Source organism: Actinomycetota bacterium, assembly GCA_030650795.1.
Taxonomy (GTDB): Bacteria; Actinomycetota; Actinomycetes; order S36-B12; family S36-B12; genus UBA11398.
In genome coordinates, this window is record JAUSDJ010000017.1 from 12,891 (window position 1) to 36,730 (window position 23,840).

22 protein-coding genes are annotated in these 23,840 nt (G+C 60.0%); 2 read left to right on the forward strand and 20 right to left on the reverse strand.

The features are described from left to right. Positions 1-56: 56 nt before the first annotated feature. From Q7L55_03880 to pyrR, 15 genes are all read right to left on the reverse strand, one after another. Positions 57-2,588, reverse strand: a complete 2,532-nt coding sequence (locus tag Q7L55_03880; protein MDO8731697.1) for a DNA translocase FtsK 4TM domain-containing protein — start codon at positions 2,586-2,588, stop codon at positions 57-59. Between the two features lie 70 nt (positions 2,589-2,658). Continuing rightward, positions 2,659-4,626, reverse strand: coding sequence for a primosome assembly protein PriA (locus tag Q7L55_03885; GenBank protein MDO8731698.1), 1,968 nt, complete (start codon positions 4,624-4,626; stop codon positions 2,659-2,661). 9 nt (positions 4,627-4,635) lie between these two features. Next, complete coding sequence (gene metK / locus Q7L55_03890; GenBank protein MDO8731699.1) at positions 4,636-5,886, reverse strand: methionine adenosyltransferase; 1,251 nt, start codon at positions 5,884-5,886, stop codon at positions 4,636-4,638. A gap of 70 nt (positions 5,887-5,956) precedes the next feature. Further along, positions 5,957-7,165, reverse strand: a complete 1,209-nt coding sequence (coaBC, locus tag Q7L55_03895) for a bifunctional phosphopantothenoylcysteine decarboxylase/phosphopantothenate--cysteine ligase CoaBC (protein MDO8731700.1) — start codon at positions 7,163-7,165, stop codon at positions 5,957-5,959. Between the two features lie 29 nt (positions 7,166-7,194). Further along, entirely contained in the window at positions 7,195-7,458 is a 264-nt protein-coding gene (rpoZ, locus tag Q7L55_03900; GenBank protein ID MDO8731701.1) for a DNA-directed RNA polymerase subunit omega, read from the reverse strand. Next, positions 7,439-7,999 (reverse strand): guanylate kinase, encoded by a 561-nt coding sequence (gene gmk / locus Q7L55_03905; GenBank protein MDO8731702.1) that lies wholly within the window; start codon positions 7,997-7,999, stop codon positions 7,439-7,441. Before gmk ends, rpoZ begins: the two co-directional genes overlap by 20 nt. Next, a complete protein-coding gene (gene mihF, locus Q7L55_03910; protein MDO8731703.1) occupies positions 7,996-8,310 on the reverse strand; it encodes an integration host factor, actinobacterial type in 315 nt (104 codons plus the stop codon). Before mihF ends, gmk begins: the two co-directional genes overlap by 4 nt. Then, entirely contained in the window at positions 8,311-9,039 is a 729-nt protein-coding gene (pyrF, locus tag Q7L55_03915; GenBank protein MDO8731704.1) for an orotidine-5'-phosphate decarboxylase, read from the reverse strand. Between the two features lie 14 nt (positions 9,040-9,053). Further along, on the reverse strand, positions 9,054-10,064 hold the full coding sequence (locus tag Q7L55_03920) for a dihydroorotate dehydrogenase (protein MDO8731705.1): 1,011 nt from the start codon (positions 10,062-10,064) through the stop codon (positions 9,054-9,056). Beyond that, a complete protein-coding gene (locus Q7L55_03925) occupies positions 10,064-10,867 on the reverse strand; it encodes a dihydroorotate dehydrogenase electron transfer subunit (protein MDO8731706.1) in 804 nt (267 codons plus the stop codon). The genes Q7L55_03920 and Q7L55_03925 overlap by 1 nt, the downstream gene beginning before the upstream one ends. A 53-nt stretch (positions 10,868-10,920) precedes the next feature. Then, the gene (gene carB / locus Q7L55_03930) at positions 10,921-14,241 is read right to left on the reverse strand and encodes a carbamoyl-phosphate synthase large subunit (GenBank protein MDO8731707.1); all 3,321 of its coding nucleotides are present in this window, start codon (positions 14,239-14,241) and stop codon (positions 10,921-10,923) included. Beyond that, a complete protein-coding gene (gene carA, locus Q7L55_03935; GenBank protein ID MDO8731708.1) occupies positions 14,241-15,392 on the reverse strand; it encodes a glutamine-hydrolyzing carbamoyl-phosphate synthase small subunit in 1,152 nt (383 codons plus the stop codon). Before carA ends, carB begins: the two co-directional genes overlap by 1 nt. Further along, complete coding sequence (locus tag Q7L55_03940; GenBank protein ID MDO8731709.1) at positions 15,389-16,672, reverse strand: dihydroorotase; 1,284 nt, start codon at positions 16,670-16,672, stop codon at positions 15,389-15,391. Before Q7L55_03940 ends, carA begins: the two co-directional genes overlap by 4 nt. Next, positions 16,669-17,613 carry an aspartate carbamoyltransferase catalytic subunit gene (locus tag Q7L55_03945; GenBank protein ID MDO8731710.1) on the reverse strand — a complete coding sequence of 315 codons (945 nt, stop codon included), beginning with the start codon at positions 17,611-17,613 and terminating at the stop codon, positions 16,669-16,671. The genes Q7L55_03940 and Q7L55_03945 overlap by 4 nt, the downstream gene beginning before the upstream one ends. After that, a complete protein-coding gene (gene pyrR / locus Q7L55_03950) occupies positions 17,610-18,170 on the reverse strand; it encodes a bifunctional pyr operon transcriptional regulator/uracil phosphoribosyltransferase PyrR (protein MDO8731711.1) in 561 nt (186 codons plus the stop codon). Before pyrR ends, Q7L55_03945 begins: the two co-directional genes overlap by 4 nt. Before the next feature lie 148 nt (positions 18,171-18,318). Between pyrR and Q7L55_03955 the strand changes: the two genes are divergently transcribed. Then, the gene (locus tag Q7L55_03955; GenBank protein MDO8731712.1) at positions 18,319-19,329 is read left to right on the forward strand and encodes a linear amide C-N hydrolase; all 1,011 of its coding nucleotides are present in this window, start codon (positions 18,319-18,321) and stop codon (positions 19,327-19,329) included. 8 nt (positions 19,330-19,337) lie between these two features. Here Q7L55_03955 and Q7L55_03960 read toward each other — a convergent pair whose 3' ends face one another. Further along, a complete protein-coding gene (locus Q7L55_03960; protein ID MDO8731713.1) occupies positions 19,338-19,715 on the reverse strand; it encodes a type II toxin-antitoxin system death-on-curing family toxin in 378 nt (125 codons plus the stop codon). Further along, positions 19,712-19,909 carry a hypothetical protein gene (locus Q7L55_03965; GenBank protein ID MDO8731714.1) on the reverse strand — a complete coding sequence of 66 codons (198 nt, stop codon included), beginning with the start codon at positions 19,907-19,909 and terminating at the stop codon, positions 19,712-19,714. The genes Q7L55_03960 and Q7L55_03965 overlap by 4 nt, the downstream gene beginning before the upstream one ends. Positions 19,910-19,997: 88 nt before the next feature. Here Q7L55_03965 and Q7L55_03970 point away from each other — a divergent pair, with 88 nt between their 5' ends. Further along, positions 19,998-20,255 (forward strand): hypothetical protein, encoded by a 258-nt coding sequence (locus Q7L55_03970; protein ID MDO8731715.1) that lies wholly within the window; start codon positions 19,998-20,000, stop codon positions 20,253-20,255. Positions 20,256-20,426: 171 nt separating this feature from the next. On the opposite strand, the gene Q7L55_03975 is transcribed toward Q7L55_03970, so the two are convergent. The 3 genes from Q7L55_03975 to pyk form a co-directional block, all read right to left on the reverse strand. Then, positions 20,427-21,545 carry an ABC transporter substrate-binding protein gene (locus tag Q7L55_03975; protein ID MDO8731716.1) on the reverse strand — a complete coding sequence of 373 codons (1,119 nt, stop codon included), beginning with the start codon at positions 21,543-21,545 and terminating at the stop codon, positions 20,427-20,429. A gap of 55 nt (positions 21,546-21,600) precedes the next feature. Further along, positions 21,601-22,317, reverse strand: a complete 717-nt coding sequence (locus Q7L55_03980) for a TetR/AcrR family transcriptional regulator C-terminal domain-containing protein (GenBank protein MDO8731717.1) — start codon at positions 22,315-22,317, stop codon at positions 21,601-21,603. Positions 22,318-22,379: 62 nt separating this feature from the next. Next, a complete protein-coding gene (gene pyk / locus Q7L55_03985; protein ID MDO8731718.1) occupies positions 22,380-23,813 on the reverse strand; it encodes a pyruvate kinase in 1,434 nt (477 codons plus the stop codon). Between the last annotated feature and the right edge of the window lie 27 nt (positions 23,814-23,840).

Sequence of the window (23,840 nt, forward strand, 5' to 3'; positions counted from 1 at the left end):
GACCTTTGTTCCAGAGTAGTTCGTCGACCTTGCCAATGGAAGTTGCCAGCAGAGCCCTACTCTCCTCGAATCATCACCAAGGTGCCAGGCAGATCATCTGCCTTGATCAGCACATCGCGCGCTTTTGAGCCCTCGCTGGGTCCCACGATTCCACGCGATTCCATCAGGTCCATCAGCCTTCCAGCCTTGGCGAATCCGACGCGCAGCTTGCGCTGAAGCATTGAAGTCGAGCCGAACTGTGTAGAGATGACGAGCTCGACGGCCTGAAGAAGAATGTCGAGATCATCACCGATATCGCCATCCACCTCACGGACACCAGTGGATGGCTGGATGACCTCGGCAAGATACGAAGCCTCGCCTTGCGCCTTGCAGTGCGCGACCACCATGCGGATTTCAGCTTCCGAAACGAAGGCACCCTGGATGCGCATGGCCTTGTTGGCGCCCATCGGCAGGAAGAGCCCGTCGCCTTGCCCGACCAATTTCTCAGCCCCCGGCTGATCAAGGATCACGCGACTGTCGGTGAGGCTTGAAGTGGCAAAGGCAAGACGGCTGGGCACATTGGCCTTGATCAAGCCGGTCACCACATCAACGCTTGGACGCTGGGTTGCCAGCACGAGGTGAATTCCGGCCGCGCGGGCGAGCTGAGTGATGCGGACGATGGCATCTTCAACATCGCGTGGAGCCACCATCATCAGGTCGGCAAGTTCGTCAACAACAACGAGCAAGTAAGGGTACGGCGAAAGCTCACGCTCGCTGCCAGGAGGCAGTGTCAACTTGCCAGTGCGCACTGCCTTGTTGAAGTCATCGATGTGTCGGAAGCCGAAGTGTGAGAGATCGTCGTAACGGCGATCCATTTCCTTGACCACCCATTGCAGAGCGTCAGCTGCCTTCTTCGGATTCGTGATGATCGGCGTGATGAGGTGTGGAACTCCTTCGTACGCAGTCAGTTCTACCCGCTTGGGGTCGACCAGAATCAGTCGTACTTCGTCAGGAGTTGCCCGCATGAGGATCGAGGTGATCAGGGAGTTGATGCAGCTCGACTTGCCTGCGCCAGTTGCACCGGCAACGAGCAGGTGTGGCATTTTCGCGAGGTTGGCGACGACATAACCGCCTTCAACATCCTTGCCAAGAGCCGCAACCATCGGGTGCGTGTCGTTGCTTGAGTTCTTGCTGCGCAGCACATCGCCGAGGGCGACGAGTTCGCGGTCAGTGTTGGGAATCTCGATGCCGATGGCCTTCTTGCCAGGGATCGGGCTCAGGATGCGCACGTCAGCACTGGCTACTGCATAGGCGATGTTCTTGCTCAGAGCAGTCACCCGTTCAACCTTCACGCTGGGCCCAAGCTCAATCTCGTAGCGCGTCACCGTAGGTCCGCGCATGAAGCCCGACACCTTGGCATCAATGCCGAACTGCTCAAGCACTTCAGTGAGCGCGTGCACGACATGATCGTTGGCCCTGGTTGCTGCCTTCGGGGCAGGCCCGGTCTTCAGCATGCCGATGGACGGCAGCACAAACTTCGAGCGCTGCGGGCGGGCGGCCTTGCTCGGCGCTGCAATAGGCGCACTGGCTTGCTGCTGCAGGCTGATGGTTTCGTGACGAGCCGGGTGCGCGTCGACTGCCAGGGCTTGAGTCTGGAGCTGATCGGTGTGCATGCCCGGCTGATAACCAGCAAGACCTTCCATCAGCACGGCGGCTGGTCGGTGATCGGTGTCCATCACTGGCGAGATGAATGGCTGATCGCCAGCGAGGCCTTCGGGGAAGACGTCTTCATCCTCGTCGAGGTAATCCATGTCGAACTCTTCTTCGAGCTCGGCATCCTCGTTGGCTGTCGCATCACTCGTGCCCGAACCAGGCGTGAAGAAACTGCGGATAGATGAAAGCGAGGTTGCAGTAACAACCAGCAACCCAAAGGCCATCAACAATATGAGAACAAGACCCGTGACGATTGGACCGATCGCGCCAACAACAGGTGCGGTGAAGATCCAGCCGAGCACGCCTGCGCCAGCATTCATTGCATCGGCGCCATCACTTGGTGTTGGAGTGCCATGGAACAGGTGCCAAAGGCCGAGAATCCCAACAGCAATCGCCGAGCTTCCGATCAGGATGCGGCCGGCGATCAATGGTTCGTCCGGGTGACGCATGGCGCGCCAGGCACCGACGACCAAGGCAATAGGTACGAGCAGCGCAAGTACGCCAAGGAGTGAACGGCAGACCATCGCCAGGGTCGAGACGAACCAAGCGTCCACGCCAAACCAAAGGCCGGCGATCAAGACAATGGTCAGAGCAATCAGACCCAGAGCCAAGCCGTCACGGCGCTCGTGCGGCTCAAGATCGCGCGCGCCCGAGCCGAAACGACGAGCCATCGAGCCAGTTGCGGTGGCAATGCCCAGCCACATTGACTTCAGTAGACGTCCGAACCAGAGCACGATTCGAACCAGTGGCCCAGCTTGCACCGGCCCCCTGGACCGCTTGGGAGCAGACTTCTTGGAACGTGCGGGTTTGCGAGCAGCGCTTTTCTTTACGCTGCCTCGTGGGGAAGATCCGCGACCTGAGCGCGAACGCGAGGGTGCGGACGTACGAGACGCCATGGGCGCACCCTAGCGAGCAAACCCCATCAGTCCCGGTAGTCACACGCGCAACACGCATGACTATCACGGCCTAAAGTTCGCGGGGATCCAGGTGAACGTGCACCACTCCGGCGTCAGCCTTTGCCGAACGGGCCGCCGTGATGGAGCGCAGCTGGGTTGAGAGTTCCATGCTGTCCTTGCGCTCAACCAGGGCAACGCCATGTCCGTCGGTAGGACCGAGCGCTCGCACCGTCACGCGTTGATCAAGAGCCGCGAGCACATCCTCAATGTCACTGTTCTCGCCGGTCAGCGCAGCGGCTCGAGAATCCGGCGGCAAGCCGGTGGCCCTTCGATCCGCAAGTTCGCGAGCGGCGAACCAGCCGGAATCCCAACGCACGAGTGCTTGCACAGCAGTCAGTGCGTGATCGGCAGTGACAATCACATGCGCCTTGGGTCGAGCAAGCAAGGAGGCCGCAAACCACCGACGTACCGCCTCCTCACCTGCCCGAAGGTTGGTGCGTTGCAACTGCGAGCGAGCGTCAAGCAACACGACTGCTGAGTAGCCGCCATTGGCCACCGGCTCTGCACCCGGTGTGGCGATCACGAGGGCAGGGGCATCAGGCACCGAGCGATGCAGCTGCTCACTTGATGACCAGATGATCGAGGCGCCGGGAAAGGCTCGTCCGAATTCTTCGGCAGTGCGCTCCACACCCGTCGATAAGGCCCGCAGTTTGGTTCCATGGCAGTTCGGGCAGCTCCACGAGCCGGCGAGCTTGCCGCACCACTGGCATTGCGGAGTGCTGTTCTGCGAGCGCAGCGCGAGCGGACCCCCACAGCTGCACAGCGCTGACTCTCGGCATTGCTGGCAGGCAAGAGCAGGAAGGTAGCCACGACGCGGAACTTGAATGAGCACTGGGCCAGTGCGCAATCCCTCCTTGGCCACTGACCAAGCCGTATGCGGGATGCGTGCCGAAGCGGCGGCTGGATCCCGTGCCTCATCGGTGCTGTCGATCGCACGCACAACGGGAGCATGGGCGCGCAGCCAAGCCCGCTCCGGTTCAAGCGCTCTGGCCCAACCAGATTCACACCAGACTTGAGTCTCAGTGCTTCGCGCTGGTGCACCAACGAGCAAGGCACAGTCGGACAGTTGCGAACGAAGTGCTGCCACATCCCGCACATTCCAGTACGGCGCCTGCGGATCCCAGCAGGCCTCATCCGCGTCGTCCCAAACAATGATCAACTGCAGATCGTGCACGGGCGCAAATACAGCAGTGCGCGTGCCAACGACAAATCGGCTCTCTCCGCGAAGCACCGAGCAGAATTCGCGGTAACGCCGCTCAGGCCCAAGATCGGCCGAGAGCACGGCACGAGTTGACGCCAGTTCTTCAGTGGCATTGCACAGTTGCTTCACATCCCAGGCATCAGGAACGACCACGAGAACGCCGCCCGAATCGTGAGACAAGACAGCGCGGACGAGTGCGGCTACATCGGCGGTCCATGGTTTTGCAGGCGCTGCACTCCAGACTCCCCGAACATCGGCGAGTCGACCTTCACGCGCACGCACCAGCAGAGCGCGGCCGTGGGTATAGCGATCCCATGTGGCCCAATCGTCATCGGTGAGCTCGGCAGGCATCGGAGCGCGAGTACCCGCCGCAGATTCAGCGCGCGCATGACGAGGTGGCACGGCGGAGCGAAAGACATCGCTAAAGGTGCCAGCGAAGCGCTCGGCAACGGCAGTCACGAGCGCCGTGGTGCCTGGAGTCAGAACCGGCTCCGGCGACAGCACCCGTTCAAGAGGCCGCACCTTGGCAGCTTCGCTGCTGGCTATCCGTCCGACAACCACGCCATTGATGAGTCGTCCCGAAAAACGAACTCGAACCCGAACTCCGTGCACGACCTCTTCACTCATCGATTCGGGGATCGCGTAGTCAAATATGCGATCCAGATGAGGCAGTGGCGAATCGATGCGCACCTGCGCGATCGGGTCGATTTGCGCCCAGTCCGCAAGCTTCCGCGCACGTGGAACTCGACGCGGAACTAGTTCGAGCTGGTCACTCACGAGAGCAGGCTAGAGCCCGGCAACCTCACGCAATTGCTCTGCACGATCGGTGCTCTCCCAGGTGAAGGTTGGACCCACCAGCGTGCGCTTGCTCACCTCTGAATAATCCAGAAGTTCGTTGGTGCCCTGGGGTCGACCGAAGTGACCGTACGCACTGGTGGTGCGATAGATCGGACGCAGCAGATCAAGATCGCGAATGATCGCGAGCGGACGCAGATCGAAGACGCGCAGCACGGCCTCCTGAATCGCCTCATCGGCCATCACACCCGTGTCGAAGGTTTCCACGAACACGCCGACCGGGTGCGCCTTGCCAATGGCGTAGGCAACCTGCACTTCGCAACGGGTTGCCAGGCCAGATGCCACCACGTTCTTGGCAACCCAACGCATGGCATAGGCAGCAGAGCGGTCAACTTTTGACGGATCCTTGCCAGAGAAGGCGCCACCACCGTGGCGAGCCATGCCGCCGTAGGTGTCAACGATGATCTTGCGTCCTGTCAGACCCGCATCGCCCATGGGGCCACCGATTTCGAACTTGCCAGTCGGGTTGACCAAGAGCCGGAAATCGCGATTATCCAGATCGATCGAATCCAGGATCGGATCGACCACATGCTTGCGGATGTCCGGGTTCAGCATGGTGTCCAGGCTGATGTTGGAGGCATGCTGAGTGGACACCACGATGGTGTCGATGCGCACCGGACGATCATCCTCGTCGTACTCGATGGTGACCTGGGTCTTGCCGTCGGGCCGGAGGTAGGGGACGGTGCCGTCCTTGCGCACTGCTGTCAGTTGCTCTGCGAGGCGGTGAGCCAAGGAGATCGGCAGCGGCATGAGTTCAAGGGTGTCGGTGCAGGCATAGCCGAACATCAAGCCTTGGTCGCCTGCACCCTGACGGTCCAGCGGATCAACGCTGTTGCCCTCGCGTTCTTCAATTGCGTCGTCGACACCTTGTGCAATGTCAGGTGACTGCTTGCCGATCGAGACTGAGATGCCGCAGGACTCACCGTCAAAACCCTTGGTCGACGAGTCGTAGCCGATGCCGAGCACAGTTTCGCGAACCAAGCTGATGACATCGGCGAAGCCGGAGGTGGTGACCTCGCCAGCGACGTGCACCTGACCAGTGGTCAGCAGTGTTTCGACCGCGACGCGACTGGTGGGATCCTGCCGAAGGAGATCATCAAGGATGGCGTCACTGATCTGATCAGCCATCTTGTCCGGATGGCCCTCGGTCACGGACTCTGAGGTAAACAGTCGCTTGGACACTCGGCGTACTCCTCTAGTTTGCAGACGGATATTTCGTCAATTGCGGCCGCCAGTGTACCGGGGTCGCGGATCAAAGCTGTGTTGCGACCAGGTCCCACACGGCATCAGCCACAACTGCCTTCGAGGTGCGCTCCAGCGAGCGACAGGAGCCATCGGCTCCCAAGATCGTCACTTTGTTCTCACTTGACCCAAAGACCACTTGCGAACCAACCTCATTCACGACGAGCAGGTCGCAGCCCTTGCGCTTCAACTTGCTGCGACCCAACTCGAGCAAGTGCTCGGGGCTGTCCGCGGTCTCCGCGGCGAAGCCCACAATGAGGGGTGTTCGGCCGGAGCGCTGCTCAACCAATGAGGCCAACACATCAACAGTGCTCGTCAGAGTGAGGTTGAGATCGCCGGTGAGGGACTCCTTCTTGATCTTGCGAGCAGCTTCAACATCAGGGCGGAAATCGGCTACAGCAGCTGCCATGACAATGACATCAGCACTCTGGCCATGCATGGCCTGGTAGAGATCGTCGGCAGACTCCACTTGGATCACGGTGACGCCAGCTGGCGGCTCAACTTCCATGTGGGCTGCGACCAAGGTCACATGTGCTCCGCGCGAAACTGCGGTTCGTGCGAGCTCGACGCCTTGGCGTCCGCTACTGCGATTGCCGATGTAGCGAACTGGATCCCAAGCCTCTTGGGTGCCACCTGCGCTGATGAGGATCTTCAAGCCCGCCAGGTCATTGGCAGGGGTGCGACGCAAGACGTCCTGGACAGCAGCAACGATGGCGGTCGGATCCGGGAGCCGACCAGGGCCGGTGTCGCTGCCGGTGAGGCGACCACTTGCAGGTTCCAGCACGATGACGCCTCGGGAGCGAAGTTCGGCAACATTGCGCTGGGTAGCCGGATGCACCCACATCTCAGTGTGCATCGCGGGAGCCATCACCACCGGACAGCGTGCGGTGAGCAGCACATTGGTCAACAGGTCATTGGCCACACCGTGGGTGGCCCGGGCCAGGAGATCTGCCGTGGCGGGAGCAATGACGACAACATCGGCCGTTTGTCCTAGACGCACATGCGGAACTTGATCGCTTGCGGTCCAGACGTCGGTGGCAATCGGCTTGCCGGAGAGCGCGGCCCAGGTGGGTTCGCCGACGAAGCGAAGTGCGGCCTGCGTTGGAACAACGGTGACATCGTGTCCGGATTCGGTGAGCCCACGCAGCACCTCGGCGGCCTTATAGGCCGCGATGCCACCAGCGACCCCCAGCACGACACGAGGCCGGCCACCCGAAATGGGTGTACCGGCCTCGGAGGTGTTCGGGGTCAGGCTGGCTCCTCGATGGGCTCTGAGCTGAGCAGGCCGGCATCGATCTCGCGCAGGGCGATGGAGATGGACTTCTCTTGAAGGTGGGTCTCGACCAGGGGTCCGACGTACTCAAGCAGGCCCTCTCCGAGCTGCGAGTAGTAGGCGTTGATCTGACGAGCGCGCTTTGATGCGTAGATCACCAGGGAGTACTTGGAGTCGGTCTTCTCCAAAAGGGAGTCGATCGAAGGATGAGTAATGCCCTCAGGCCTGGCGGATGTCATGGAGGAATGCTACCAACGATTGGGCGGCCAGCCGCACGTCTGTGTTGACCACGATGTCGTCAAACTCCCACTGAGCTGCCATTTCGATCTCGGCTGCGCCCAAGCGACTCGCTACGGCCTCATCTGACTCGGTGCCACGACCACGCAATCGGGCTTCGAGCACCTCCCAGGAGGGTGGGGCGAGAAAGACCAATCGGGCATCTTCGGCGGCCTTGCGCATCTGACGAGCGCCATCGAGCTCTATCTCCAAGATGACCGGGACGCCTTGTTCTCGGCGTTCCTGGACAGGCCCTCGGGGAGTGCCATAGCGGTTGCCGGCGAACTGCGCCCACTCCAGCAACTCACCTTCGCGTATCAAAGAGTCGAACTTGGCGTCACTGACGAAGAAGTAGTGCTCGCCCTCGACTTCACCCGGGCGTGGCTTGCGAGTCGTGGCTGACACTGAGAGCCAGACCTCCGGGGCGAGCTCGAGCACCTGTTGAACCACGGTGCTCTTGCCAACGCCAGAAGGCCCGGACACGACAACGAGGGGGGCGGTCATTTCTGCAGGGCCCCAACAAGCAGTTGCCGGTGCCGCTCGTTCAGCCCGCCGACTCGCCGAGTAACGGCGATGCCCAGCTCCTGCATCAATAGCTCGCAACGAATCGGACCAATGCCCGGGAGCGATTCAAGCAACCAACGCACCCGCAGACTTGAGTAGGAAGGATGATCGGCACCGGCTTCAAGGATGACGATGGGGTCCTGCACACCCGCCTTCAGTGCCACTCGCAAGTCGGCGCGAAACCTGCGCGTGCGCATGGCTGCTTCGAGCGCCGCAGTGCGTTGCTCCGCGGTTCGCACGGGAGCTGGCACTTAGATCTCAATTCCGAGCTGCTGCGCAATGTTCCAAGCGGCTTCGGAGAGATCGGCTGCTCCGGTGATCGGGCGTCCGATCACCAAGAGATCGGCGCCAGCGGCAATCGCCTCCTGCGGAGTAGCGACTCGCTTTTGATCATTGGCCGCTGAGCCAACTGGTCGAACACCTGGGGTGATCAACACGATCTCGTCAGGCACGGCTGCGCGAATTGCAGCGACCTCGAGTGGCGAACACACAATTGCGCGGGCACCCGCATTGACGGCGAGTAGAGCAAGGCGGACGGCGGCATCGATCGACGGACCGGCCATGCCGATGCTGTCCAGGGTCGCATCGTCCATCGACGTCAAGACAGTGACGGCGACGATGCGAGTGTCGGGCAAAGCAAGAGCGGCTGCCTCGATCATTGCGGCACCGCCGGATGCGTGCACGGTCAGAAATGCAGGCTCAAGTTCGGCTACAGCGCGCGCTGCTCCGGCCACGGTTGCTGGGATGTCGTGAAGTTTCAGATCGAGGAAGATCTGAACATCAGCCGAGCCAACCTCAGAAGCTCCAAGCCGGGCAGCGTGCACCGCAGCTGCGCCATCACGGCAGAAGACCTCGAGACCAACTTTCAAAGTGGACACAACCGGGGCGACTGCGCGAGACCAGGCTCGGACAACAGCGAGATCCGGCGCATCAAGGGCTACGGCGATTGGTGCCTTGGTCACTTGAGAAGCTTGTGTCATTCGAAAAGAGTTCGTCACTCGTCTTCCTCAATCACATCTTGCAGATCCGGGCCGCGATGTCCATAGCCAATGGCCTCGCGCAAAGTCGCGAAGCCGCGTTCGGCCAGGGCGATTTCCAACTCCTGCTGCACTCGTAAGGGAGCAGAGGGATCGTGGAAGGTGACGGTGCCAACCGAGACTGCGCTGGCGCCCGCGAGGACGAACTGCAAAGCATCCTCGCCATTTCGAATCCCACCCATGCCGAGGATCGGCAGATGAGGAAGCGCCTGGTGAATCTGCCAGACGCACCGAACCGCGATCGGTCGAATGGCCGGGCCGGAGAGCCCGCCGGTGATGCCACCAAGTGCGGGTCGAAGAGTGTCAAGGTCAATCACCATGCCCAAAGTGGTGTTGATGACCGCAAGTGCATCGGCGCCGGCACGTTCGACAGCGGTGGCGATGCTCACGATGTCGGTCACATCGGGAGAGAGCTTGGCAATGATCGGCATCTTGATATCTGAGTTGCGGCGAACTGCCTGGATCACATTCGAGGCGGCTGTGGCATCGCAAGCGAACACTTGGCCGCGATCTTCAACATTTGGACAGGAGATATTGACCTCAATGGCACTGATGCCTTCAACACTGCGCAGTTTGGACGCAAGTTTCGCGTACTCATCGACACTGCCACCAGCGATCGACACCACTGTTCGCGCGCCTCGCTGCCGCAGCCAGGCCAGGTCATATTCGATGAAGGCGTCGATGCCTGGACCTTGCAAGCCAATGGAGTTGAGCATTCCGCTGGGCGTCTCGGCCATGCGCGGAGTTGCGCGTCCCGAGCGAGCAGCCATCATCACGCTCTTGGTGACGATTCCACCCAGTGCAGTGATGTCGAAGAACTGATCGAGTTCTTTGCCGGCAGCAGCACAACCAGAGGCTGTGAACACCGGTGCTGGGGTTTCGAAACTTCCAATGGAAGTCGACATGTCCACTGCGGGTAACAGCGCCGATGGATCAAGTGGACCACTGGTAATAAGCGCGCGCGACATCAGTGACCACCTGACGGTGCACCAAGGGTGTCAGAAGGAATGGTGCCGACGTCAGCCCAACGCACTTGGTCGCCCCGGAAGACCGGACCATCGACGCAGGAGCGAACCATGCGGGTGATGCCATCTTCACCGATCACGGGCAGCACACAGGTCATGCACACGCCAATGCCACAAGCCATGGACTCTTCAACCGAGCACTGCACGTAAACCCCGCGAGCCGCAGCGATCGCCGCCACTGCGGAAAGCATGCCCATCGGTCCGCACGCGTAGACGACATCGGCAGCGGAGCGAGTGATGACGTCGTCGAGAACATCGGTGACACGACCTTGGGTACCCATGCTTCCGTCATCAGTGGTGACAGTGAGGGTTGACGCAGCTCTCTTGATCTCCAAGGTGCCGAAGAGCTTTTCTTCAGTGGCCGCACCGGCGATGACATCGACTCGGCAACCGCGCTCACGTAACTGATCGGCGAGCATGAACAGGGGCGCTGTTCCGTAGCCACCACCAACGAGGATGCAGTTGGCCGGGTCCTTCGGCAAGGTGAAGGGACGTCCGAGCGGACCAACGATGCTGAGGTTGTCGTGGCGACGTCGATCAACCAGCCACCTGGTTCCCTTGCCATTCGGGCCAATCACGATGTCGACTGATCCGCCGTAGACGCCTCGCGACTGCACTTGATAGATCGCAAAGGCACGTCGAAGCAGCAGCGCCGACTCTTCGCCGCCGATGCCAACGTTCAGAAAGTGGCCGGGACGGGTTCGCTCGGCAAGGCCCGGCGCGGTGAGCGAGAGCACGGTGTACATGCCAGCACGGCGCACATCAAGCACTTGTCCGGTGATCTGCAATGGGGGCACGGCTACGCATCCTTACTTGAGGCGGCGAGGCTATCGCGATCACGCTGGCGAAGGCGATTCAGATCGGCTCCATGCTCCTGGAGCGAGCGAACGCTCGGCACCTCATGCTGTAGGGAGTCAATACCCTGCACCACAGCGCCCAAGCCCTGCACGGTGGTGATTGAAGGGACCCCCTTGATCACGGCAGCCGTGCGGATCTCGTAGCCATCAAGTCGAGGCCCGACTCCGTATGGCGTATTGATGATCAGCTGAATGTCGCCGTTCATGATCGCGTCGACAGTGGTCGGCTCGCCGTTTGGCCCCCGACCCTCATGCTGCTTGCGAATCACTTCGCAGGGCACGCCGTTGCGACGCAGCACATCGGCGGTACCTGCTGTTGCCAGAATGGTGAAGCCCAGATCGCTCAATCGCTTCAGCGGGAAGATCGAAGCCCGCTTATCGCGATTGGCCAATGAGACGAACGCTGTGCCCGAGGTCGGCAGGCCACCGGATGCAGCGTCCTGAGATTTTGCGAACGCAATGCCAAAGGTGTCATCGATGCCCATGACCTCGCCAGTGGACCGCATCTCTGGACCAAGAATGGTGTCGACTCCATGGAAGCGGCCAAAGGGCAGCACGGCTTCCTTGACCGACACAGCGCAGCCTGAGGGCAGGGTGCCGCCATCGCCATCGATCGGCAGGATGCCGATCTCGCGCAGGGACGCAATGCTCTGCCCCATCATCACGCGCGCTGCCGCCTTGGCCACCTGCACCGCAGTTGCCTTGGAAACAAAGGGAACTGTGCGCGATGCACGAGGGTTGGCTTCGAGCACGTAGAGGATGTCGGCAACCAGCGCGTACTGCACATTCAGCAGCCCGCGCACGCCCACACCCTTGGCAATCGCTTCGGTTGATGCGCGAATCCGTGCGATGTCACCTGACCCAAGAGTGATGGGCGGCAACGCGCACGCCGAGTCACCAGAGTGAATGCCTGCCTCTTCGATGTGTTCCATGACGCCAGCCAGGAAGAGCTCAGTGCCGTCGTACAAGGCATCAACATCAATTTCGATTGCATCGTCAAGGAAGCGATCAACGAGCACCGGATGCTCGGCATTGATTTCGGTTGAACGCTCGAGATAGTCAGCGAGCATTGAGTCGTCGTAGACGATCTCCATGCCACGTCCGCCAAGCACGTAACTTGGACGAACGAGCACCGGGTATCCCACCTCATCAGCAATCGCCTTTGCCTGCGGGTAGGAGGAGGCGATGCCGTGCTTGGGCGCGGGTAGACCCGCTTTCGCCAGGACCTCCCCGAAGGCCCCACGATCCTCGGCGAGGTGAATCGACTCGGGTGAAGTGCCCACGATCGGCACTCCCTCATCCTTCAAAGCTTGAGCAAGTCCCAGTGGCGTTTGACCGCCGAGTTGAACAATCACTCCCGCAAGAGTGCCGGCCTGCTGCTCCGCGTGGACGATCTCGAGAACATCCTCCAAGGTGAGCGGCTCGAAGTAGAGCCGATCTGAAGTGTCATAGTCGGTCGAAACGGTCTCGGGATTGCAGTTCACCATGATGGTCTCGTAGCCCGCCTCGCGCAGAGTCAACGCTGCGTGGACGCAGGAGTAGTCGAACTCAATGCCCTGCCCGATGCGGTTGGGACCCGAGCCCAGAATGATGACCTTCTCACGATCGCTTGGAATCGCTTCTGTTTCTTCGTCATAGGCCGAGTAGTGGTACGGAGTCTTGGCCGCGAATTCGGCAGCGCAAGTGTCAACTGTCTTGTAGACCGGACGCAGCCCGTAACTGTGCCGCAGATGGCGGACATCTGTCTCGCTGAGGCCGCGCAACTGCGCGAGTTGCCGATCAGAGAAACCGTGACGCTTGGCTCTGCGCAGAGTCGCGAGATCCAATTCGGCCGCGGCTCGCACCTCGTCAGCGATCTCGTTGATCAGCGAGATCTGATCAAGGAACCACGGATCGATCTTGGTGATGTCAAAGACCTGCGCGGGCGACACGCCTGCCCATAAGGCCTGCTGCACAAGCGAGAGCCGGCCGTCATGGGGTCGGCCCATGGTTGACACAAGAACCGGAACATCGACATCTTCACGCGTGGCTGGCCAGCTGAAGATCGCCTCGACTTTCTCCAATGAGCGCAAGGCCTTCTGGAGCGCTTCGGTGAAATTGCGGCCGATTGACATTGCCTCGCCGACGCTCTTCATCGTCGTGGTCAAGGTGCTGTCGGCCATCGGGAACTTCTCAAATGCGAAGCGCGGAATCTTCACGACGACATAGTCCAGGCTCGGCTCGAAGGAGGCCGGGGTCTCCTTGGTGATGTCATTGGGAATCTCGTCGAGTGTGTATCCCACTGCAAGCCGGGCCGCGATCTTTGCTATCGGAAAGCCCGTGGCCTTCGACGCAAGCGCAGAAGAGCGTGAAACGCGCGGATTCATCTCAATGACGATGAGCCGGCCATCTTCTGGATTCACCGCGAACTGAATGTTGCAACCGCCAGTGTCGACGCCTACCGCGCGGATGATCTGGATGCCGACGTCGCGCATGTGCTGGTACTCGCGGTCGGTCAAGGTCAGTGCTGGCGCGACCGTGATGGAGTCGCCAGTGTGGACGCCCATCGGATCGAGGTTCTCGATCGAGCAAACCACGACAACGTTGTCCTTGTTGTCGCGCATGAGTTCCAGTTCATATTCCTTCCAGCCCAAAATCGACTCTTCAAGCAGAATCTCGGTGGTGGGACTGGCCTGCAAACCGGCACCAGCGATGCGCCGAAGATCGGTCTCGTCATATGCCATGCCCGAACCGGCGCCACCCATGGTGAAGGAAGGGCGCACCACCATCGGATAGCCGAGCTCGTCAACGGCAGCCAGACATTCGTCGAGTGTGTGACAGATGACCGATTGTGCGCTTTCAGCGCCAATCTCGGCAACGATCTTCTTGAAGAGTTCGCGGTTCTCGCCGCGCTCGATCGCGTCAACATCGGCGCCGATGAGTTCAACTCCGTACTTGGCCAGTACTCCGTTCTTGTGCAAGGCAATTGCCGTGTTCAACGCTGTCTGTCCACCAAGGGTCGGCAGCAGCGCATCAGGGCGCTCCTTGGCGATGATGCGCTCGACGAACTCAGGAGTAATCGGCTCGATGTAGGTCGCGTCGGAGAATTCGGGATCGGTCATGATCGTTGCTGGGTTGGAGTTCACGAGCACCACGCGGATGCCTTCTTCACGCAGTACCCGGCAGGCCTGTGTTCCCGAGTAGTCGAACTCGCAAGCCTGCCCAATCACGATTGGGCCTGACCCAATGACCATGACGGATTTGATGTCACTGCGAAGTGGCATCAGGCACTCACCTTTCGATTGCTTTGCATTAATTCGATGAACTCGTCGAACAGGTACGCAGAATCATGCGGACCTGCCGCGGCTTCCGGGTGGTACTGCACGCTGAAGGCTGGGGTTTCCAGGCAGCGCAAGCCCTCTACCACATCGTCATTCAGGCAGACGTGACTCACGATGGCCTTGCCAAAAGGGGTGTCGAACTCGCCAGTGCGCGGGGCATCCACTGCGAAGCCGTGGTTGTGCGCAGTGACGGCAACCTTCCCGGTACGCAGATCCTGCACCGGCTGGTTGATGCCACGATGGCCGTAGCGAAGCTTGTAGGTACCAAGGCCCAGCGCGCGACCAAGGACCTGATTGCCGAAGCAGATGCCAAAGATCGGCGTGCGCTTGGCGAGCACGGCTTCCATGGTTGCAACTGCGTCATCAGCAGTGGCGGGATCGCCCGGGCCGTTGGAGAAGAAGACCCCATCGGGCTTGATCGCATAGATCTCATCGATCGAGGCCGAAGCGGGCAGCACGTGCACTTCAACTCCACGTTCGGCGAGTCGATGAGGGGTCATCGTCTTGATGCCCAGATCGATGGCAGCGACAGTGAACAAGTGCTCGCCGATGGCTGGCACGACATAGGCCGTACTTGTACTGACCTCATCGGTAAGGCTCGCGCCCGCCATGCCGGGGCTGGCGAGCACCTCGGCAATCAAGGCATCAGTCGGTTTGTTCGCGAATTCCCCCGTGAAGATGCCCACGCGCATGGCCCCGCGCTCGCGCAAGTGACGCGTGAGTGCTCGGGTATCGATACCGCTGATGCCGACAATGCCTTGCGCAGCAAGGGCATCAGCGAGATCGCCAGTGGAACGCCAGTTCGAGGAGACCCGCGAAGGATCGCGCACGACATAGCCGGCAACCCAGATCTGCTTCGATTCAGCATCCTCCCTATTCACGCCTGTGTTACCAATATGCGGCGCAGTCATGATGACGACCTGCCGGTGGTAGGAAGGATCAGTCAGAGTCTCTTGGTAGCCCGACATTCCAGTTGAGAACACGGCCTCGCCAAAGGTGACTCCCGAAGCGCCGTAACGCTCGCCATGCATGACTCGACCATCTTCGAGTACGAGTACTGCTTGTTCGTGAAGCGCCGGTTCCTGCTGGCTCATGCGAGTGTGCCACCTAACACTGTTGGTCGACCTTCGAAGAAGGTATGAACAATGACTCCAGGAAACTCACGCCCTGCATAGGGAGTGTTCGAACTCTTAGAAGCCAGCTCCTGCGGCACCACAATCCAGCGGGCACTCGGATCAATCACCACGATGTTGGCCAAGGCCCCGACCTCGAGCGCATGGCCTTGAGTGGCGATGCCGCCGATGCGGGCAGGCCGAACTGACATTCGGTCAGCAACCCCGCGCCAATCAAGCAGCCCAGGTTCGATCATGGTCTCCATGACGACGCTGAATGCAGTCTGCAAGCCGAGCATGCCCATCGCTGCTGATCCCCATTCGCAATCCTTGTGCTCATGAGGATGCGGCGCATGATCAGTTGCCACCGCATCGATGGTTCCGTCGGCCAGCGCTGCGCGCAGAGCAAAGACATCAGCGGCGCTGCGCAAGGGCGGATTGACTTTGTATATCGGGTCGTACGTTGCAACGAGATCCTCAGTGAGCAGCAGGTGATGTGGCGTGACTTCAGCAGTGACATTGACTCCGCGACTCTTGGCCCAGCGGATCACCTCAACTGAACCGGCAGTTGATACGTGGCAGGCGTGCAAGCGAGAACTGACATGCTCCGCGAGCAGGACGTCGCGAGCGATGATCGCCTCTTCAGCAACAGCTGGCCAACCGACCATGCCAAGCCGACCTGAGAGCTCGCCCTCGTTCATCTGCGCATTCTCGGTAAGCCGCGGCTCCTGCGCATGTTGCGCGACGACTCCCCCGAAAGCCTTTACGTATTCGAGTGCTCGGCGCATCAGTAGTGCATCGTGCACGCACTTGCCATCGTCGCTGAAGACCGTGACGCCGGCCGCTGAATTCGCCATGGCGCCGATTTCAGACAACTGCGTGCCTTCGAGGCCGACGGTCACCGCTCCGACTGGTCGCACATCCACGAGTCCGATCTCGCGACCAATGCGCCAGACCTGCTCAACGACTCCGGCGGTGTCGGCAACCGGATCAGTGTTGGCCATTGCGTGAACGCAGGTGAAGCCGCCTAGGGCAGCGGCTTGAGAGCCAGTTTCAATAGTCTCGGCATCTTCGCGTCCTGGCTCGCGCAAGTGCGTGTGCAGATCGACGAAGCCAGGCAGGGCCACGAGGCCATCGGCCTCAACAATGGTTCCGACACCAGTGCCGGCATCGAGGATCTCAGTGATCACTCCATCGTTGATGACGAGATCGACGGCATGCTCCCCGTAGGGACGCACCCCCCGAATGACGATCGCGGTCATTGGCTCAACTCCTTCGCCCCACCGAGCAACAAATACAGCACTGCCATGCGCACGCTCACGCCATTGGCGACCTGTTCGACCATCACTGCCTTTGCGCTGTCGGCGACTTCAGCAGAGATTTCCATTCCGCGATTCATCGGACCGGGGTGCATCACGATCGCGTGCTCAGGGAGCAGTCGCATCCTTTCGCCACCGAGCCCATACAGGCGGCTGTATTCGCGAGCTGTTGGGAAGTAGGCATCCTTCATCCGCTCTGCTTGCACGCGCAGCATCATGATGGCGTCAACCTTCGGCAGCACTTCATCAATGTGATAACTCACCTCACATGGCCACTCTTCAATGCCGATTGGCAGCAGGGTCGGCGGTGCTACGAGTGTCACTTCGGCGCCAAGGGTCTGCAGGAGCAGCACATTGGATCGCGCAACTCGGCTATGCAAGACGTCGCCAACGATGCCAACCCGTACACCTTCGAGAGCGCCCGTGCCATTGCGCAGATGCTTGCGCATTGTGTATGCGTCAAGCAGCGCCTGAGTTGGATGCTCATGGGTGCCATCGCCCGCGTTGATGACCGAACCACCGATCCATTTCGCGTGAGCGAGTCGATAGGGCGCTCCTGAATCCCAATGTCGGATCACCACAGCATCAGCACCCATCGCCTCGAGGGTCAAAGCGGTGTCCTTCAAGCTCTCCCCTTTGGACACCGATGAGCCCTTGGCCGCGAAGTTGATGACATCGGCCGAAAGTCGCTTGGCTGCGAGCTCGAATGAGATGCGGGTGCGGGTCGAATCCTCAAAGAAGAGGTTGACGACTGTGCGACCCCTCAGGGTCGGCAGCTTCTTGACTGACCGACCTGAGAGCGCCGACATCTCAGCGGCAGTATCAAGAATGCGCAATGCGGCATCGCGATCAAGTTCGCCTGCAGACAGAAGATGCCGCATCACACACCCCCGCCGTCTGCGATTTCAACGGAGTCGGTGCCGTCGAGCTCAGCAAGCCGAACAAAGACTTGTTCAGTGGAAGACGTGGGAATGTTCTTGCCGACGTAGTCAGGTCTGATCGGGAGTTCGCGATGTCCACGATCGACCAACACCGCAAGACGTACTGCTGCGGGGCGCCCCACATCGTTCAAGGCATCCAGCGCGGCGCGAATGGTGCGTCCGGAGTAGAGAACATCGTCGACGAGCACCACCGTCTTGTTGTCGATCCCTCCGGAGGGGATTGACGTGGGTTCCAGAGCACGCGGCGGTTGGAGCCGAAGGTCATCGCGATACAAAGTGATATCGAGGGATCCGACGGGAACTTGGATGCCTTCGATCTCAGAGATCACGCCTGCAATCCGCTGTGCGAGATAGACGCCACGAGTTGGGATTCCAAGGATGACGAGATCGGATGCGCCCTTGGCCTTTTCAACGATCTCGTGGGCAATGCGACGGCTAGCGCGGGCAATGTCATCGCCGGAAAGCACGGTCCGTAGATCGTGCGCACGTGCAGAGTCCATTCGGACCCCCTTCCCCGCCTCACAGGACGGGCTTAAAGGATGTTCGAGCAGGTCACACTCTAATGCCTCGATCCCGGCAGCCGACACCAGGATCAGTTAGCCTCAAGGCGCCCTCGAAGCGTCTGAGGCAACCGCGGAGAGGACCCACATGTGCACGAATTTCAAGACCAAACCTGCCAAGGACGGATCTGTCGTCGTGGGGCGGAGCCTGGAATTTCCCACGGCCATGCCGACAGCCCTCGCTGTACTGCCGAGCGATTTCCAGGGAAGCAGCCTCGCGGTTCCGGGTGCGGTTGCCGGCAAAAGCTGGAAAGCCAAGTTCGGCGTGGTCGGCATGTGCGGCTTCGGCAACCCCGCCTGGCTCTTGGATGGCCTGAACACTGAGGGCCTCTCAGCTCACCTGCTCTACATGCCGGGTGGCTACTGCACCTACCAATTGCCCAAAGGCGACGGTTCAGATGTCTCAGAGGTTGATCTGATCGCCCTACTCCTGGGCACCTGCTCATCGGTGGCTGAGGCCAAGCAGGCAATGCTCAGCGTCAATGTGGTCGGCGTTGATCCGGGGATGGGTTTCGTTCCGCCCATTCACTGCCTGGTCCACGACGCGACGGCATCCATCGCGATTGAGTTCCACTCCGATGGCATGCGCATTCTCGACAACCCGATGGGAGTTGCAACCAACTCCCCTTACCTGGACTGGCACCTGACTAACGTGCAGAACTACGTCGGCCTGTCGAACCAGAATCCGACTGGCATCAAGCTTGACGGCCAATCATTCGCAGCGATCGGACAAGGTCAAGGCCTAAAGGGGCTGCCCGGTGACTACACGCCACCAGCAAGATTCGTCCGAGCACTCGCGATGGTGGAGCTGGCAGAACAGGCAAAGGACAGCCGCGAGACCGAGCAGTTGGCATTGCACATTCTCAATTCCTTCGACATCCCCCCAGGCTTGATTCAAGAAGAGGGCGCTGGCGGCGTGCTGACTGACGAAGTGACCGTATGGGACACGATCGTGAACCTCACCGCGGGCAGATTCGCCTTTCGGACTGTTAGCGATCCAACGGTCTACGTCGTCGACTTGGCACGCACCGATTTCACAAAGCCCGCTCGCACGAGCGAGTTGTCCTGGACTGGTGATTTCATAACTGTCACTGTCTAGTTGCTTGCCTATCGCATTTCAGAACCGGCTCGTATTCGTTCAGCCAGTTGGGCAAGGTCGTCAAGTTCACCTGAGGCCACCGCAATCACGACGTCGTAGGCCTCATCGTTTGTCCAAGTCAACTGCCAGCCGTTGAGGCCAAGAAAGGCAATCGTGCCGGCCAATGCCAGTCGCTTGTTTCCATCGACCAAGGCGTGATTGGCGCAGATCGAGTGAAGGAGCGCCGCGGCTTTCGTATGAATGTCGGGATACGCATCATCGCCAAAAAGCACGGTTTGAGGTCGTGCCAACGCGGACTCCAACAGCCCTGCGTCGCGTATCAATACCTGCTGCCCAATTGCCCGCTCAGCGACTACGAGGAGCTCGTCAAGGGTCAGGTAGATCACTGACCCAGCCGCTCCAGAGCCTCTGCATATCTCGGCAACTGTTCGCTCAACACCTGTTCCAACAATGAGCGACGACTGGTGCGTTCGATGTACTCGCGAACTGCCGTAGTGACGATCTCCTGCTGAGATCGATGCTCGACCGCCGACTGCTCGGCCAGGGCGAGGGCGTCCTGTTCACTGAGGCGAAGGGTCATGGCCATGCCCGCATGCTACCACTTATGGTATCACTTTGACCGAGTCCAACTCTGAATGCCGACGCGGCCTTTGTGAAAGGATCACGACGTGACAGAGAAGTTCTACGGCCACTTTCCCGACCGTGTGGCCTGGGATCTGCCCTTGTCGGAAGCGACCACTGAAGCTCCTGGCGGATTCCAGACCTTCACGACAAGCGACCTCACCGGGAAGGCTGCTGCGCTCGCGCGGAGCCAGGAGCTTGGACTTTCAGTCAGCCGTTACCGTGCCGATGGTGGGGAGAACGGGCTGCACTCGCACCCGGGAGATTCGATCTGGTTTCTTATCGAAGGTGCAGCCACCTTCTAGGCAGCGGACTCGGTCCTGCTCGCTGAACTCAAGCCCAATGATGGCGTCATGGTTCCTGGTGGTGCGGCTTATCGGTTCCAATGCACCACAGATGCGGTGCTCCTCCGTTTCGCGCCGGGCCCACCGCCGATGCGATGAGCACTGACCGAGCCTTCGGTCGCACGTGAGCGCTCAGTCCTGACCGTATCTACCAACGAGCGTCGACTTCCAAAGCTTGCCGAGTTCCTTGCCATCTGGATCTAGCTTCCGGGCAACCATATATCCCGCGCCAACCCAACCCTTATGCAGCCAGGGTCCAAATGAAATGCGCATACCCGGTGATCCGCATGCTGCAGGCAGCATCTTCACTCGCTCTAATGCATCCCTGACTCCGCGTGGAGATAAGGGCTGTGCATCGGCGAGTGCATAAAGAAATGACATAGCCGCGTCGCGCCACAACAGCGGAGAGAAATATTCCGGACGCTCGCCGTAGGCGGCCTCGTATTGATCAAGAAAATCTTGCCCGACAAGGTTCTTCTCGTCATATTGCTCCAGTCCGATCCAGCCTTGAAAGGCATCCCAAAGTTCAGGCACCATCCCCGTCTCAAATGCCGTACCCATATAGCGTGGTGGATCCCAGTCGAGCTCCTTCAACGCTGCATTGATCTCGGCAATCCCAAGACCGAAACCGCAATGCACAATCGCGCTTGCGCCGGCCTGATGCAGCGCAGCAACTGCGCCGGTAATGTCTTGGCCCGTTTGGGCGATGCGTTCCTCCGCAACGATCTGGATGCCTTCGAATTGCGCAGCTCGTCTGAAATTTCTGAGGTATTCCTCGCCAATGTACGCGCGTTCCACAAGAACGCCAGCGGTCTGTTGACCAGCGCGCTTCATGAGATCAGCCCACAAAATGGGTTCATCCGTCATGGAGCCGTTGTTCAATAGAAAAGTCCATTCACCAAGCCAGTGCTCGGAGCCGCAGACACTGATCGAGGGCACCATGAAGCGCTTCTCGATGTGCTCGCGCAGCGCCACCGCGTTATCGCTGATATTAGGACCCAGGATTGCAAGACAGCCTTCGTCAACCAGTTCGCCATAGGCATCGATCACTGCCTTCACACTTCCGCGCGGCAGACCTTCAACGCCTCGGTATATCAATTCGACTGGTCGATCGATCATGCCTGTGCGCAAGCCTTCCTGGAAAACCAAGTCCATCGGCCGCCCCCATCGGGGGTTTGGTTCCTTGCCCGTTGGCTGGTAGTCATTCAAGAGACCGATCTTGATCGGCTGACCTGCTGGCTTTGCGGACATCTACGACTCCAATCGCTGTTACATCGACGACGTACACGGCAATCAACCGCTGAACTCACACTTCGGTCTGTATCTGCTCCCGCATCCCGATAAGCAGCAACTTCAGGCCAAGATCGAATTGATGATCGGCATCTCGCCATGACAAGGCCCCAAGATCAGGAATCTGCGACATCAATGGAAACTTCTGCGGATCAAGCAACTGCGTTTCAATATCTTCGGCCTCGTGGATCTGCCCCACATGAGCAAGCTCAAGCACGACAAAGCCACGCACGTAGTTCGAGCCGGTGTTGTAGAGCCGATAGGCATCATCGGGACTCACTCCTACTCGCACCAAAGCCGCCAACTCGGCTTCAAGACGCACGTTGATTGTCTGTCTGACTCGCGGACGGCTCAGCAAGTAGCCACCTCGGTCCAGCGAGAGATCGATGAACGATCGATTCTTCAAGAGTTGCTGACGCATCGCTTTGAAATAGGTCTGGAGTTCTACGTCCCAAGCCCGTTCCAATGCCACAGGGGGCAGCGCGTTGTAGAAGTCAAGAGTGACCTGTTCTGCAACGGCATTGAGCAAGTCGGCTTTCGTCCGGAAGTGCCAATGGACACTCGTGACTGGTGCCGCGAGCAGCCTTGCAACGGCGGCCACCGTGAATTTCGCAACGCCTTGTTCTTCCAGCACCTCAATGGCGGCTTCCACGATCGATAGTTGATCCAGAACTCCGCGGTCAGCGGCCGACGCAACAACTCCCTCGGCCCCGTCGACTCCACCGTATGTCATACCGTGGACCATACGGGCTGGGGCTGCAGCAGTACAAGATTTTCGTGTGAGCTTTTATTGAACTAAACGCCGGAGCCAATGCCCGAACCGCCGATGCGGTGCACGCGCATGCCGTTTGTCGTGCCAGGAACACCCGGTGGCACACCGGCAACGATCACCACTCGCTCTCCGGGCGTCACTCGGGCGATATCAAGCAATGCCTTGTCCACCTGCACGACCATGTCATCGGTGTGCTCAACCTGCGAGACCAAGAAGGTCTCCACTCCCCACGTCAACGCCAGCTGGCTGCGCACGCGCGGGTTCGGTGTAAACGCCAGCAACTTCGTGGCACTTCGCCAGCGGGCGATGAGTCGGGCTGAAAGTCCGGTCTCGGTGAATGCGATCAGATACGAGGCATCTACGTCGTCAGCAACCGTGACGGCCGCGTGTGTGAGCGCCCGGTTTGTGGAACCTGCGTGTGGCTCATCCAAGCCAGGAAGCTGACCCAGCGCCTCACTCTCAACGTGCACGATGATGCGGGCCATCGTCTCTATAACAGTTGTGGGATGTGCACCGACGCTGGTCTCACCCGAAAGCATCAATGCATCGGCGCCGTCCAGCACGGCATTGGCGACATCGCTGGCCTCTGCGCGAGTTGGTCGCTTGGCGCTGATCATGCTGTCGAGCATCTGCGTTGCCACGATCACAGGTTTGCCGGCTTCACGGCACATGTGAATCGCGCGCTTCTGCACCAGGGGCACCTGCTCCAGCGGCAGTTCAACACCGAGATCACCACGAGCAACCATCACGCCATCGAAGGCATTGATGATCTCCTGCAGATTGGCCACGGCCTGTGGCTTCTCAACCTTGGCCAGCACCGGAACGCGCACACCCTCCTCGGTCATGATCGCGTGGACATCTTCAATGTCGGTAGCGCTGCGCACGAAGGAGAGCGCGATCATGTCGCAGCCGATGCGCAGAGCCCAGCGGAGATCCCCGCGATCCTTCGCCGACATTGCTGGCACGCTCATTGCAGCTCCTGGCAGATTGAAGCCTTTGTGGTCTGAGACGCGTCCACCCTCGACTACCCGGGTCACAACACGCGGACCATCGACGCGAACGACCTCGAGCGCAATGCGGCCGTCATCGACCAGCACACTGTCACCAGGATGAACATCCTGCGGCAGACCCATGTATGACGTCGAGACGATGAACTTGTCGCCTGGCACTTCTTCTGTCGTGACGACGAATTCTTCGCCCTCAGTAAGCAGCACTGGTCCCGCAGCAAAGCGACCTAGACGAATCTTCGGCCCCTGAAGGTCCGCGAGGATGCCAATACCGCGCCCGGATTCGTCAGCTGCTTGCCGAATAAGGCGATACACCTCTTCGTGCTGCTCATAACTGCCGTGCGAGAGATTGAGTCGCGCGACGTCCATGCCAGCTTCAACGAGTCCACGAATGGCCTGGATATCGGCGGTGGCCGGGCCCATCGTGGCAACGATCTTCGCGCGACGCATATTCATGACCTTATCTGAAGCGGTGTA